The sequence below is a fragment of the Listeria ivanovii subsp. ivanovii genome, from assembly GCF_900187025.1.
GTDB classification, from domain to species: Bacteria; Bacillota; Bacilli; order Lactobacillales; family Listeriaceae; genus Listeria; species Listeria ivanovii.
In genome coordinates, this window is sequence record NZ_LT906478.1 from 1,496,046 (window position 1) to 1,509,036 (window position 12,991).

General features: G+C 36.4%; 17 protein-coding genes. 1 reads left to right on the forward strand and 16 read right to left on the reverse strand.

Annotated features, from left to right (window positions below):
- Positions 1-20 precede the first annotated feature (20 nt).
- The 10 genes from CKV67_RS07395 to CKV67_RS07440 all read right to left on the reverse strand — a co-directional run bounded on the left by CKV67_RS07395 (position 21) and on the right by CKV67_RS07440 (position 6,405).
- Positions 21-581: a ComE operon protein 2 gene (locus tag CKV67_RS07395; protein ID WP_014092851.1), complete on the reverse strand. Its 561-nt coding sequence runs from the start codon at positions 579-581 to the stop codon at positions 21-23.
- A 71-nt stretch (positions 582-652) separates the two neighbouring features.
- Entirely contained in the window at positions 653-1,258 is a 606-nt protein-coding gene (locus CKV67_RS07400) for a helix-hairpin-helix domain-containing protein (protein WP_025279944.1), read from the reverse strand.
- Positions 1,259-1,360: 102 nt separating this feature from the next.
- Positions 1,361-2,092: a class I SAM-dependent DNA methyltransferase gene (locus tag CKV67_RS07405; protein WP_014092853.1), complete on the reverse strand. Its 732-nt coding sequence runs from the start codon at positions 2,090-2,092 to the stop codon at positions 1,361-1,363.
- Between the two features lie 56 nt (positions 2,093-2,148).
- A complete protein-coding gene (gene rsfS, locus CKV67_RS07410; RefSeq protein ID WP_003719780.1) occupies positions 2,149-2,505 on the reverse strand; it encodes a ribosome silencing factor in 357 nt (118 codons plus the stop codon).
- Positions 2,506-2,509: 4 nt separating this feature from the next.
- Positions 2,510-3,085 (reverse strand): bis(5'-nucleosyl)-tetraphosphatase (symmetrical) YqeK, encoded by a 576-nt coding sequence (gene yqeK, locus CKV67_RS07415; RefSeq protein WP_014092854.1) that lies wholly within the window; start codon positions 3,083-3,085, stop codon positions 2,510-2,512.
- Positions 3,072-3,638 carry a nicotinate-nucleotide adenylyltransferase gene (locus tag CKV67_RS07420; RefSeq protein ID WP_014092855.1) on the reverse strand — a complete coding sequence of 189 codons (567 nt, stop codon included), beginning with the start codon at positions 3,636-3,638 and terminating at the stop codon, positions 3,072-3,074. The genes yqeK and CKV67_RS07420 overlap by 14 nt, the downstream gene beginning before the upstream one ends.
- Positions 3,639-3,655: 17 nt before the next feature.
- Positions 3,656-3,946 carry a ribosome assembly RNA-binding protein YhbY gene (gene yhbY, locus CKV67_RS07425; RefSeq protein WP_014092856.1) on the reverse strand — a complete coding sequence of 97 codons (291 nt, stop codon included), beginning with the start codon at positions 3,944-3,946 and terminating at the stop codon, positions 3,656-3,658.
- Positions 3,946-4,767, reverse strand: coding sequence for a shikimate dehydrogenase (gene aroE, locus CKV67_RS07430; protein WP_014092857.1), 822 nt, complete (start codon positions 4,765-4,767; stop codon positions 3,946-3,948). Before aroE ends, yhbY begins: the two co-directional genes overlap by 1 nt.
- A gap of 19 nt (positions 4,768-4,786) precedes the next feature.
- Positions 4,787-5,887, reverse strand: coding sequence for a ribosome biogenesis GTPase YqeH (gene yqeH / locus CKV67_RS07435; protein ID WP_014092858.1), 1,101 nt, complete (start codon positions 5,885-5,887; stop codon positions 4,787-4,789).
- The gene (locus CKV67_RS07440) at positions 5,884-6,405 is read right to left on the reverse strand and encodes a YqeG family HAD IIIA-type phosphatase (RefSeq protein ID WP_014092859.1); all 522 of its coding nucleotides are present in this window, start codon (positions 6,403-6,405) and stop codon (positions 5,884-5,886) included. Before CKV67_RS07440 ends, yqeH begins: the two co-directional genes overlap by 4 nt.
- A 161-nt stretch (positions 6,406-6,566) precedes the next feature.
- Between CKV67_RS07440 and CKV67_RS07445 the strand changes: the two genes are divergently transcribed.
- On the forward strand, positions 6,567-8,375 hold the full coding sequence (locus tag CKV67_RS07445; protein WP_025279945.1) for a M3 family oligoendopeptidase: 1,809 nt from the start codon (positions 6,567-6,569) through the stop codon (positions 8,373-8,375).
- A gap of 35 nt (positions 8,376-8,410) precedes the next feature.
- Here CKV67_RS07445 and CKV67_RS07450 read toward each other — a convergent pair whose 3' ends face one another.
- The 6 genes from CKV67_RS07450 to mltG all read right to left on the reverse strand — a co-directional run bounded on the left by CKV67_RS07450 (position 8,411) and on the right by mltG (position 12,949).
- A complete protein-coding gene (locus tag CKV67_RS07450) occupies positions 8,411-9,115 on the reverse strand; it encodes a 5'-methylthioadenosine/adenosylhomocysteine nucleosidase (RefSeq protein ID WP_014092861.1) in 705 nt (234 codons plus the stop codon).
- Between the two features lie 52 nt (positions 9,116-9,167).
- Entirely contained in the window at positions 9,168-9,797 is a 630-nt protein-coding gene (locus tag CKV67_RS07455) for a DUF1510 family protein (RefSeq protein ID WP_014092862.1), read from the reverse strand.
- Positions 9,798-9,847: 50 nt separating this feature from the next.
- Positions 9,848-10,330, reverse strand: coding sequence for a transcription elongation factor GreA (gene greA / locus CKV67_RS07460; RefSeq protein WP_025279946.1), 483 nt, complete (start codon positions 10,328-10,330; stop codon positions 9,848-9,850).
- A 189-nt stretch (positions 10,331-10,519) separates the two neighbouring features.
- On the reverse strand, positions 10,520-11,149 hold the full coding sequence (gene udk / locus CKV67_RS07465; protein ID WP_014092863.1) for a uridine kinase: 630 nt from the start codon (positions 11,147-11,149) through the stop codon (positions 10,520-10,522).
- On the reverse strand, positions 11,146-11,799 hold the full coding sequence (locus tag CKV67_RS07470) for an O-methyltransferase (RefSeq protein WP_014092864.1): 654 nt from the start codon (positions 11,797-11,799) through the stop codon (positions 11,146-11,148). Before CKV67_RS07470 ends, udk begins: the two co-directional genes overlap by 4 nt.
- Before the next feature lie 76 nt (positions 11,800-11,875).
- Entirely contained in the window at positions 11,876-12,949 is a 1,074-nt protein-coding gene (mltG, locus tag CKV67_RS07475) for an endolytic transglycosylase MltG (protein ID WP_025279947.1), read from the reverse strand.
- Positions 12,950-12,991 lie beyond the last annotated feature (42 nt).

A 12,991-nucleotide genomic window follows, 5' to 3' on the forward strand; every position in this document is an offset into this window, starting at 1 on the left:
CGATAACGTCCCCTCCCGGTTTAAGTCAACTTTTCTGAAATATTTTGATAAAGTTGTTCTGCTTTTTCTGGGGTAATATTTACTTCAACTGCTGCTTCTTTTACTAAAGTGCGCATTTTTTCTGCATTCCAATTATTTATTTGAAGAACAGATTCATCAAATTCCACTTTTTGTAATTCTACACCAGCGATGTTAAATAGTTCTAATGCATATGGATGATTCTTATAATCTTTAGCAAAATAGACTTTCTTTATTCCAGCCTGAATAATTGATTTAGTACATGCTAGGCAAGGAAAATGTGTTACATATAATTCAGCTTTATCTGTTGTTGCACCAAACTTAGCACATTGTAAAATTGCATTCATTTCGGCATGAATTGTGCGGATACAATGTCCATCGACAACGTAACAACCATGTTCAGCACAATGATCTCCACCAGCTATGGAACCATTGTATCCACCTGCAATAATCCGTTTATCTCGAACAATTGTCGCACCTACCATTAATCTTGTACACGTGCTTCGTGATGATATTAAATGACTTTGCGCCATAAAAAACTGATCCCATGCGATTCTTTGCACACTAAAAACTCCCTTATGATTTGATAAATATTAGTATAGGTGTTCAAGAGGAAGTTCGTCAACCACTTTTATTATTTTACATCCAAATATTCTTTTAATTTTTCTACTGTTTTCTCTCCTATGCCGGTTACCTTTTGTAAATCTTTCATAGTTTGAAATAAGCCTTCTTTTTCTCGAAATTCAATAATAGCAGTTGCTTTTGATTCACCAATACCTGGAATTTGTTGTAAATCAGATGCAGAAGCTGTATTGAGATTCACTTTTCCATCAGTTGAGGCATTAGTTTGTCCGCTATTAGTAGTGTTAGTTTCTGAACCTTGTTCTCCCTTCCTATAAACATAAATGCTCATTTCGTCTTTTAGTTTTTCGGCTAAATTGAGCTTCGCGATATCTGCTTCGTCTGTGAGACCTCCAGCGATTTTGACTGCATCTTGTACTCTAGCATCTAATGGGAGTTCATAAACGCCAGGTGAGCGGACGGAACCCTTGATATCAATATAGATGTATTTAGCTTCTTTTATCCCATCTTTGTCTGTGTTAGGTGCCTCTGTAACTGCCAAATTTTCTGTTACTTCATCTATCTGATCATCTGGCAGTAGTAAGTAAATGAGGCAAGCACAAATAACTAGAACAGTAATTAATACATGAAATTTATACTTTTTAAGCCATTCCAATATGGATATCACCTCCCTTAATTATAATATTCGCCGTATATTTAAGAATCCCTTTTTGCCGAGTATTTCTAAAAGCGCATAAAAAAAGAAAGTAATCATGGATAATTACTTTCTAGCAACGAAAAATATTCTTTCACTGGTATCGGTTGGTTTTTCTTGGGTGAAATCAGCATAAACATCCATTTTCGTAAAGTGATGTTTTTTTAAGAGTGCTTCATAAGTAGCAATTGGAAAAGTTCGTTCCTTGTGAAGTTCATCCACTCGATGGTAGGTTTCATCTTCACCTAAAATAAAGAAAGTAAGCTCATGCTCCACTGAATGAGGAAATTCACCTGGAAAAGAATTCCAAATTGTAGAAATTTCTTCTTCACTGTCCCCGTATGAATAATCTTTGAAACCCTTATCTATCTTATAAAGAGAATGAACATCGAACAAAAAAAGTCCATTTGGTTTTAAATGCGTTGACACAGCTTGAATTGTATCTTCTAACGCCTTTTCTGTTTCTAAATAATTAAGCGAATCGCAAAAACAAGTAATGACATCATAAGTTTGCTTTAAAGAAAGTTTTGACATATCTTGCTCAAAAATTGGCAACTCTATTTCTGCTGCAGCGACTTTTTCTTTTGCAACAGCGACCATTTCTGCGGAAAAATCTATCCCTGTCACCCTATGACCTAAAAAACTTAAACGAATCGCAAATTCAGCTGTACCACATGCTAAATCAAGTATTTCTTGTGGCTGATCACCAATAAAATCCATAGAAAATTGAACCCATTCATCATATAGCTCTGAATCCATTAACCGATCATAAAATCCTGGAAAATATTCATAACTCATAGCTTTTTCTCCTTAAAAAAACAGGCGAGAAACATTCCCGCCCATTTTGAAATTATTTAAGAAACAAACGCAGCAGAAACATCTACTAACGGTGCGTCTCCCCATAGTTTTTCTAAATTATAGTATGAACGCTCTTCTTTATGGAACACGTGAATAATCACATCGCCTAAATCAATTAAAATCCATTGTGCTGCATCAAATCCTTCTAACCGTTTTACATCTACTTGATTTTCTAATGCTTTTTCTTTAATTTCACGAGCGATTGCTTGCACTTGTTTGTCAGAATTACCGTGACAGATAACGAAATAATCGGCAAAACTTGATAACCCCTTCATGTCTAACGCTAAAATATCCTCTGCTCTTTTATCATCTGCTGCCTTTGCGGTCAGCATTAATGTATCATAACTGTTCAAATTATTAATAGTCTCCTTCCAAATTTAAATTAACAAAATAATTATAAGCATCCAGTGTATCTGGAAATACTGATTGGTTCTTTTTGATCAAATGCGTAATTGTGTTAGATAAGGCAAATAACATTGCTTCATCCAATGATTTAAGGGCCAGTCTGCGCGCCTTATATACACCTGGAAAAGTTCTACCAGGTTCTGTGTAATCAGCTAAATAAATTAGCTTATCAAAGTCTGTCATGGAGGCACTTCCAGTTGTGTGTAGTCGTATTGCTTCCAATATCTCATTATCTGTAATGCCAAATTCCGTTTCCGCTAAATAAGCGCCAACCGGGGCATGCCATAAGGAACGATGAAACTTGAGTAGTCGAGGATCATACTGTTCATTTTCAATAATCTTTATTGCGTCCTCATCTCGATAGTATTTTGCATAATCATGTAGTAGAGCGGTTATTCTCGCTTTCTCGACATCCATATGATAATGTTCTGCAAGTTCTACAGCTGCTTTTTCTACGCCTAACGTGTGTTTGAAACGTTCATTCGGCATAGCTGCTTCTACTTTTTTTAACACTTCATTTCTTTCCATAAAGCTGATGCTCCTTTATATATGACCATACTTTTTCTGGTAAAAAAAATTCTGCATTTTCGATATCATGACGAATTTCAGTAGAAGAAATCTGCATTTCCGGCATAGTAAGCTGGATTACTTCACAAGAAACTTCGGCTTGATAGCTTGGGCGATTAACCCCAACAAATGTCACCATTTTTACTAAGTCATCTATATGATACCACTTCGGCAAATATTCTACCATATCGCCACCGATAATAAAATAGAAATCCGTATCAGGCTGTTCGCTTATCATATCACGCATCGTATCATACGTATAGGACTTTCCCACGCGACCTAATTCACGCGGATCCACTTCAAAATAGTCGTTATCCTCAATCATTAATTGAAGCATTTCTAATCGTGCCTCACTAGATGCCATTCCGCTAATTTGCTTGTGCGGAGGGATTTTATTAGGTAGAAAAAGAACTTTTTCTAGCCCTAATTGTTTTTTAGCTTCTTCCGCCATACGTAAGTGCGCTAAATGTGGTGGATCGAATGTGCCGCCCAAAATACCGACTTTATGTTTCATCACCTATTTCCTCCAAATTACGGTAACTTGATTTGCTGCTTATTAACAGATGTTTTGTATAGAATAATTGTTCTGCCAATTACCTGTACGATATCCGCTCCTGTACGACTACTAATTTTTTCCGCAACAGTTTGCTTATCTTCTTCGCAATTTTGCAGAATAGAAATTTTAATTAATTCCCTTGCTTCTAGCGCTTCTTTTACTTGGATAATTAAGTTTGGTGACACGCTTCCTTTTCCTACTTGGAAAATTGGTTGGATGTTATGTGCTTCTTTTCTTAAAAAACGTTTTTGTGTGGCTGTTAACATTAGTTTCCTCCTAATTGTTCGAGTACTGCTTCTTTCATCAGTGATCGTTTTGGTTTTACACCAGTCCATATTTCAAAAGCTAAAGCACCTTGATTAACAAACATGGACAAACCATTTTGGATAATCGCGCCGTTTTTCTTGGCTTCTTTCAAAAATGCTGTTTCAGCTGGATTATAAATAATATCAGAACAAATGGTTCCTTTCGTTAAGTTGGAAAGTGAAATAGGACTTTTATTTTTGGAAGCTTCTAAACCAATTGATGTGGTTTGAATAATAATCGTAAAATTGGCCAAGTTTTTTTCCGCTTCTTCTAGCGTCATAGCATAGTGATTGTCATGATTTTTTGTCATTTCAACCGCTTTTTCCGAAGTACGATTAGCTATGGTGATTTTTGCGTTTGTATGATTTTTGAGTGCAAGATAAATAGCTTTACTTGCACCACCTGCTCCAGTAATTAAAATCGAATCATTTTCAGTGATAGAACGAATTTCTTCTAAACCTTCTAAATAGCCTTTGCCATCTGTATTGAAACCGTACCATTTCCCTTCTTTTCGAAGTACCGTATTTACAGCACCGGAATCAGCTGCAAGAGGCTCAAGCTCGTCCAAAAAAGGTAAAATACGTTCTTTAAAGGGAGTGGTAATATTAAATCCACGTATCCCAGAAACCATTAATTTTTTTATTTCTGTTTCAAAAGCGTCTTCTTCTATTAAAACCGAATTATATTCAGCATCCATTCCAAGTTCTTGGAAAATCCGATTTTGCATAGCTGGCGATAAAGAGTGTCTTATAGGATTTCCGATAACAACATATTTTTCCACATGACAAGCCTCCTTCAATTTAAACGAGTGATGTCCGGATAGTTGCACTAACACCTTCTGGAACCCAAGCAGTAATTTTTGCGCCACCTTCTGGAATCGTTACCCAGCCAAGTCCTGAAAATACGATATCCGCTTTTTCTTTCACATTAAACGTATAAGGAACTAGTTTTGGTAGTGTCTTCATACCTTCTTCGGTCGGTGGTTGAAGTACTAATCCGGCTTGTTTTTCATATAGTGCATCTGCTTTTCCTAATTTTGTGCGGTGAATTGGCAAGTTGTTTGATACATAAACAACAAGTGATTTTCTGCCACCGGAAACATAATCTAGTCTAGCAAGAGCACCTAAAAATAGCGTTTGTTCTTCATTTAACTGAAAGACAGCTGGTTTAACTTCTTTTTTCGGTGTTATAGCTTTTAACGTTGTAGTATCAATAAAATGAGCCATTTGATGATGATTAATAATTCCTGGTGTGTCTACTAATACATTGCCATCCGCCAGTGGGATTTCAATTTTATCCAGTGTCGTTCCAGGAAATTGAGAAGTAGTAATCACATTGTTTTCACCAGAAGCTTGTTTAATAATTCGGTTGATCAATGTAGATTTTCCAACGTTGGTACAACCTACGACATAAACATCTTGACCATTTCTTAGTTCCTCAATTTTTTCGAGTAAAGTATCAAACCCGTGCCCTCTTTCAGCACTGACAAGTACAACATCTGTAGCGGATAGTCCTTGTTCTTTAGCACGTGTCCGCATCCAACGTGTTAATTTATCACGTTTTAATGATTTTGGTAGCACGTCTTCTTTATTTCCCACTAATAAAACCGGATTATTTCCAGCAAAACGTGGTAGGCCTGGTAACCAACTTCCATCAAAATCAAAAATATCCACAACATAAACAATTAATGCTTGTTTAGAGCTAATTTGGTTTAAAATACGTAAAAAATCATCATCTGTCAAAGCAACATCTTGTATTTCATTGTAATGCTTTAACCGAAAACACCTTTTGCAAATTACTTGTTCATTGTTTAAAGATGATTTTGGCGCATAGCCAATCTTGTCAGGATCTTCGGTTTGAATAATTGCTCCACAACCAATACATCTTATTTCTTCTGTCAAAGTGATTCCTCCCACTTGATTTCGTTTTTCTTAGCTAATCGTTTTAAAATGACACTTTCCATCATTCGATTTAATTTTGTTGCCATCCCATCTGTTTGTTTTACCGGGCGAACAAAAATGGTCGTTAATTTTTGTCGATTTCCGCCGAATATATCTGTCATAATTTGATCCCCAATCATCACAGTTTCTTCTGGCGTTGCATCCATTTCTTTTAATGCCCAGCGGAAGTTACCACCAAGCGGTTTTTTTGCCCGAGCTAAATAAGGGACATCAATTGCTTTTGCCACGCGAGCAACTCGTTCTTCATTATTGTTAGAAAAAATCATTACCTTGATTCCTTCTTCTTTCAATATCGTAAACCAGTTAATTACTTCATCGGTAGCATCTAATTGATCCCATGCGAGCAGCGTATTATCTAAATCTGTTAAGATCGTGGTTTTACCCATTTTCCTAAGTTGTTCTGCTGTTATTCCAAATGGAGTATTCAACATTTTATCTGGTGAGAATTGCTTTAGCACGTATTAGCACCTCATTCTTTTATTTAGTACAGTCTATTCTATCATACATTCAATTAGACTAATAATCTATAAATTTTACCATCTTTCTGCTTATTTTACAAAAAAATCCGAGAAAATGGTATAATACCCAAGGAAACGTTATTTTTCAAGGAGGGAAACAAATGTCGAAAAATTATGCATTGACTTGGGATTTAGAAAATATATATGCTGGGGGAAGCGGCTCAGAAGAATTACAGCAAACCCTAAAAAAAGTAAAGGCGGACTTAGATAGTTTTGTCACGAATGTTGCTGAATGGGATGTTCCTGAAAATGTCGAAGCTTCTGCAGAATTCCTTTTACTAGTGAACCAAAATGCTGCTATCTCTAAAGTCTTATTAACGGCTGGCTCTTTTTTAGAATGCCTCGCTTCTGCCGATATTAATGACACTCGTGCGAATGAGATTTCTGCGCTAATTTATCAATATGTTGCAACACTTGCAACTGCTGAAGATGAATGGCATGATAAGTTTGCTCAAGTACCGGACCGTGTTTGGAACGAATTAATGGAGCAAAATGGTTTGTCACAAATTAGTTTTGTTTTAAATGAAGCACGAACTAACCGCCGCAAAAAAGGTAGTAAAGAACAAGAAGCTGCCATTAATGCCTTAGCTGTTGATGGATATCGCGGCTGGTCAGATCATTATGATACTCTCGTAGGCAAATTACGGATGCAGGTCACGCTGGATGGTGAGGAAAAAGATGTTTCTGCTGGTCAAGCGCTTAATTTATTAAATCATCCGGACCGCGAAGTTCGTCAAGCTGTTTTTAAAGAATACACACGCGTTTGGCAACAAGAATCTCGTCTTTTCAGTGATACATTGAACCATTTATCCGGCTTCCGTCTTGCTACATACGATATCCGTAAGTGGGATAAGATATTAGATGAGCCATTAGCTATTAATCGTCTTGATGAACAAACGCTTAAGTCGATGTGGAATGTTATCCAAACGCACAAACCGACTTTTATTCGCTTTTTGGATAGAAAAGCAAATTTACTAGGTCTTGAAAAATTAAGTTTTTACGATGTGGAGGCCCCACTTGTTTTCTCTAGTGAACCAAAAAAATATACGTATCAAGAAGGCGCTGAATTTATCATTGAGCAATTCAACAAGTTCAGTCCAAAAATGGCAGACTTCGCGAGACATGCCTTTGAAAAAGGTTGGATTGAAGCGGAAGACCGTGATAATAAGCGTCCAGGTGGCTTCTGTACTGATTTCCCAGTAGAAAAAGAAAGTCGAATCTTCATGACGTATGACGGGGCTCCTGGAACTGTAGCTACACTAGCACACGAACTTGGCCATGCATTCCACTCTGATGTCATTCGCGAAGAACCTTTCGAAAATACCGACTATGCAATGAACGTTGCCGAAACTGCTTCTACTTTTGCTGAAATGATTATTGCAGACGCTGCTGTCAAAGACGCTAAAACAAAAGAAGAAAAAATTACTTTACTAGAAGATAAAATTGGTCGTAGTATTGCTTTCTTTATGAACATCCATGCTCGTTTTATATTTGAAAGTAACTTTTACGAAGCTCGTAAACAAGGCGTAGTTTCCGTTGACCGATTAAACTCTTTAATGGAAGAAGCACAACGAGAAGCTTACTTAGATGCTTTAGATGAATACCATCCGCAGTTTTGGGCTTCTAAACTTCACTTTTATATTGCAGATGTGCCATTCTATAACTTCCCTTACACTTTTGGCTACCTATTCTCTCTTGGCATTTATCATAAGGCACAAGCTGAAGGTGCAAGCTATGAAGACAAGTATATTGCGCTACTGAAAGATACAGGTTCCATGACGACAGAGCAACTTGCCGAAAAACATCTTGGTGTAGATTTACGTAAAGCAGATTTTTGGGAAGAAGCTGTTCAACTTGCTGCGAAAGATGTAGAAGATTTCCTTACTTTAACAGAAGAATATGTAAAATAAAAAATTCCTGGAGCGTAAAAACTCCAGGAATTTTTTTAAATTGTTTTAAGTAATTCAATAATACAAGTAGAAGATTGTTTCGCTGCCAAATGAATGAATTCATCAAATGACATTGTTGCTTCTTGATTTGCTAAATCCGAAATAGCACGGATAATTAAAAACGGAATATCGAATTGATACGCAACTTGTGCAATCGCAGCTGCTTCCATTTCGACAGCTTTGACATCTGGGAAAAATGTCCGAATAATTTCATGCTGATCTGGACGCATAATAAACGAATCGTTGGTAATAACTAAACCAAATACGGCTTTATTTTCACTTGTAGAAAAGTAATCACGGTAAATGGTTTCTGCTTTTTTGAGTAGAACCGCGTCACCTTGGTAAAAAGCTGGCATACGTGGAACTTGACCATATGTATAGCCAAATTCCGTTACATCCACATCACCATATGCAAGACGATCCGAAATGATAACATCCCCTACAGCAAGTCCCTCAGCCATTCCACCTGCAGACCCAGTGTTAATAATTATCTCTGGTTTAAATCGGTCTGCCATAAGCGTTGTTCCTAGTGCCGCATTCACTTTACCGATGCCTGATTCTAATAAAATAACTTCTTTACTAGCAATTTCACCTAGATAGAATTTTGCACCACCAATGGTGACTTCTTCTACACTTCCCATTGCTTCTTTTAATATGGCTACTTCTTCTTCCATTGCCCCAATAATACCAATTTTTCTCATTATGTAACCTCCAAAAAAAAAGCACAGTAAGCTTCCATAAAACTTCTGTGCTTTATCTCTTATCGTTTGTTTTAAGTTCTTCAACTTTAGTTGGTTGCCATCCTTCGCCGTCTACCCAAGAGATATAGACACGATAAGCTTTATCAGGCGTTTCTTTAGCAGAAAGTGTCCCAATGGCCTGTGTTGCCGGATCAGCTCCTTGCTCTACAAACCAAAGCGATGTATCTGCGATTGGAATATCTGTTGCAGCAGAAAAGGCTTTTCGTTTTTCTTGCCAGTCAACACTTGTGGAACTGTACGAATTTACGTGATCTCCCGTTTGCTCTGTACCAATTGGTTTCCAGTTTTTAGTAATAACTTTCGCCACGTTTGGATCATCACTATCGGTAGTTTCTGTTTTGTCGTCAGCTGTTGTTTCTTCTTTTTTAGTTGTCTTGTTTGATTTAGCGGCATCTTCTTTTTTCGCAGTGGAAGATGCCGTTTTGTTTGGTTGATCTGCCGGATCGCTTTCTGTTTTAAACAAAACAAAGTACAAGCTACCAATGATAAGTAAGCTTACCACGATAATTAAGATATTTAAGACCAAATTGGTTTTTTTTCGCTTGGTATTTTGCTGTGAACGAGACCCTTCGACCATATTTTGCTTAATGCGACGATTATTAGATTGTCGATTGTCTGCCATTTGCATTCACCACCTTATAAGTAACCGCTGTAAAAACACAATTAGCCAAATTAAGATGCAGTGATTTTTTGAATCTTAACGCTCATATCGCCAGCAGGTGTTTGGATAGTTACTTCTTCCCCTTCTTTATGGCCAAGTAAACCTTTGGCAATTGGAGAATCGTTGGAAATTTTCCCTTCAAATGGATCTGCTTCTGCACTACCTACAATGGTATAAGTTTCTTCCACGCCATCAGGTAACTCAACAAAAGTAACGGTATTTCCTAGTGTTACTAAGCCATTATGCGCTTCTGCAGCGTCAATGATTTGAGCATTGCGAATCATATTTTCGATAGTAGTGATACGGCCTTCCACAAATGCTTGTTCGTCTTTTGCCGAATCATACTCGGAGTTCTCAGATAAATCACCAAAACTACGAGCAATTTTAATACGTTCTACTACTTCTTTACGTTTTACTGTTTTTAATTCTTGTAGTTCATTTTCTAACTTTGCTTTCCCATCTAGGGTCATTGGAAATACTTTTTCTGTCGCCAATCGATTTCTCTCCTTTTGTTGGTTCATTATTGTATAGAAAAGCACGGAGGTATCTCTCCGCACCTTTACCAAATATTACTACTCGTCAGAAAGATTAACACGCCACGCTTGAAATAGCAAGCAATTGTCTCTCTTTTTACTAGGAAAATTTTACCTTAATTTTTCGCATTTGACAAGTGATACCTATGTTTATGCATGTTTTTGTAAGATTGATTCAATTTTTGTTGTCATTAAGTCTATTGCTACATGATTTTCGCCGCCTTCTGGAATAATAATATCAGCAAACTTTTTGGTAGGCTCAATAAATTCATTATGCATTGGTTTCACAACAGAAAGGTACTGTTCAATCACAGATTCCATTGTTCTGCCCCGTTCTTTCATGTCACGAAGCAAACGACGGATAAAGCGGATATCGTCATCTGTATCAACATAGACTTTTATATCCATTAAATCTCTGAGGCGTTTATCTTCTAAAATTAAAATACCTTCTAAAATAATGACTTCACGTGGCTCTTGGATTTCTACTTCTTTTTTACGCGTGTATTTAGCATAGTCATAAATTGGTTTTTCAATCGTTTCATAACGACGAAGCGCCGCAATATGCGAGATTAATAACTCTGTATCGAAAGCAAGCGGATGATCATAGTTCACTTTTATTCGATCTTCAAAAGGGATATCTGCTTGGTCATGATAGTATACGTCTTGAGCAAGCATTAAAATTGAATGACCGCTAAAATGATTACAAATTGCTTTTGTTACACTGGTTTTCCCAGAACCCGAGCCACCTGTTACGCCTACTACAATTGGTTTTTTTGTCATGATACGCCTCCTGTTTTCCTTCTTTTGGAAATAGATAGACCATCTCCAAGTGGTATCGTTGTTGTCTCAAAATCAGGATGGGTAACTAAAAAATCATTGAAATGGCGCATTTTTCTGGCTACGCGGAGTTTTCGTTGTTTTTCAGGAGACATATCCAGTGCCAAGCCTTTGAAGAGTACATTATCGCTATAGATAACACCATCTGGCGCTAAAGAATTTGTATAAATATGGAAAAATTTCTCATATTGTGCTTTAGCTGCATCTATAAAAATCGCATCAAACGGTCCATAGGATGAAATTTCTTCTGCCCCTTCAATTGCATCTGTTAATAGGACTTTTACTCTGTCAGCAGCTCCGTAGCGTTCAATATTATGTATTGCTTGTTTATAACGTTCTTCGTCGCGTTCTACTGAAATGATTTCCGCTCCCGGAAGCTTATCTGCCATTTTAAGTGCTGAGTAACCAATTGCAGTTCCTAGTTCTAAAATCCGTTGTGGTTTTTGAATATCCAGAATTTGAAGTAAACAATAGAGAGAGTCTCGCTCCATAATCGGAACTTCATTTTCCTTCGCATATTTTTCTAATTCCACAAAAAAAGGACTGCTTTCGGGAATGTGTTTTAATAAATAGTCATGAATAATATCATTCACTTTTCGCTTCTCCTATTCTAACAAACAAAGCACCTGCCAAACAACATGCGGAACATGTAGCTGACAAGTGGTTGTTTTAATTATTTTTTGTAATATGTTCTTCTTTTAATTTATTGTGCTCTTCTAAAGTTTTTGAGAAATACACTTCTCCTGTTTTTGTGTTGGCTAAGAAATATAGATAATCCGTTTTTTCAGGATAAAGAGCTGCTTCCATAGAAGATTCACCACTATTCGAAATCGGACCTGGTGGTAATCCCTTATTTCTGTAAGTATTATACGGAGAATCTACTTCTAAATCTGCATAAGTTGTTTTACTTTTGTGTTTTCCAAGCGCATAAAGAACGGTCGGATCTGTTTGTAGACGCATATCTTCTGCTAGTCGATTATAAAAAACACTTGCAATTTTTTTACGGTCAACATTTTCTGTCGCTTCTTTTTCAATAATGGAAGACATAGTTAAAAAATCATGCACAGACATTTTTTGTTTAGCTAGTTCGTCTCGGTATTTAGCAATGTTTAAATCCGTTGCTTTGACCATTTCTTCAATAATAGTTTCTGCTGTTGCATTTGTATCCTTAAATGTGTATGTTGCTGGGTAAAGGTATCCTTCAAGCGGATGTTTAATATCTTTATTTAATACATCACTTGTTACCGTTTCTGGATATTTATCCATCATCGTTGCAATAAAATCAGGATTATCCATTGTTTCTAAAACATCTGCTTTTTTTAATTTAGGTTGATAAGCAACAATTCTATCAGCAATTTGGTCTAGGGTATATCCTTCTGGAACAATCAATTTTTCTGGCGCAACGGTTTTACCATCTTGCATTTTTTTCACGATTTGATCTGTGTTCATCGAGGGACTTAGCTCGTAATTACCGGCTTTTAAATTAGCATCATTATTATATTTTACATAAAAAGAAAAGATCGAAGCATTATTGATTACTTTTTTATTTTCTAAAATAGTAGAAATATCCGAAATACTTGAACCAGCTGGGATTTCCACAATAACGTTCTCTTTATTTGCTTCATCTCTTGGTTCCAATTGTGATTTTACATAATAGTATCCGGAAAAAGTAGCAATCACTAAAATTATAATAATAATAGAAATAATGATTGTAATTTTCTTTCCTTTTGTATTATTCTTCATAATAGACCTCATTTCATTGAAAACAATTCTTATCTATTATAC

Excerpts from the sequence above, each read along its gene's own strand:
- CKV67_RS07445 (WP_025279945.1), top strand. The coding sequence starts at position 6,567 with ATGTCGAAAAATTATGCATTGACTTGGGATTTAGAAAATATATATGCT.
- CKV67_RS07455 (WP_014092862.1), bottom strand. The coding sequence starts at position 9,797 with ATGGCAGACAATCGACAATCTAATAATCGTCGCATTAAGCAAAATATG.
- yqeK (WP_014092854.1), bottom strand. The coding sequence starts at position 3,085 with ATGGAAAGAAATGAAGTGTTAAAAAAAGTAGAAGCAGCTATGCCGAAT.
- yhbY (WP_014092856.1), bottom strand. The coding sequence starts at position 3,946 with ATGTTAACAGCCACACAAAAACGTTTTTTAAGAAAAGAAGCACATAAC.
- CKV67_RS07405 (WP_014092853.1), bottom strand. The coding sequence starts at position 2,092 with ATGAGTTATGAATATTTTCCAGGATTTTATGATCGGTTAATGGATTCA.
- mltG (WP_025279947.1), bottom strand. The coding sequence starts at position 12,949 with ATGAAGAATAATACAAAAGGAAAGAAAATTACAATCATTATTTCTATT.
- CKV67_RS07450 (WP_014092861.1), bottom strand. The coding sequence starts at position 9,115 with ATGAGAAAAATTGGTATTATTGGGGCAATGGAAGAAGAAGTAGCCATA.
- CKV67_RS07420 (WP_014092855.1), bottom strand. The coding sequence starts at position 3,638 with ATGAAACATAAAGTCGGTATTTTGGGCGGCACATTCGATCCACCACAT.
- udk (WP_014092863.1), bottom strand. The coding sequence starts at position 11,149 with ATGACAAAAAAACCAATTGTAGTAGGCGTAACAGGTGGCTCGGGTTCT.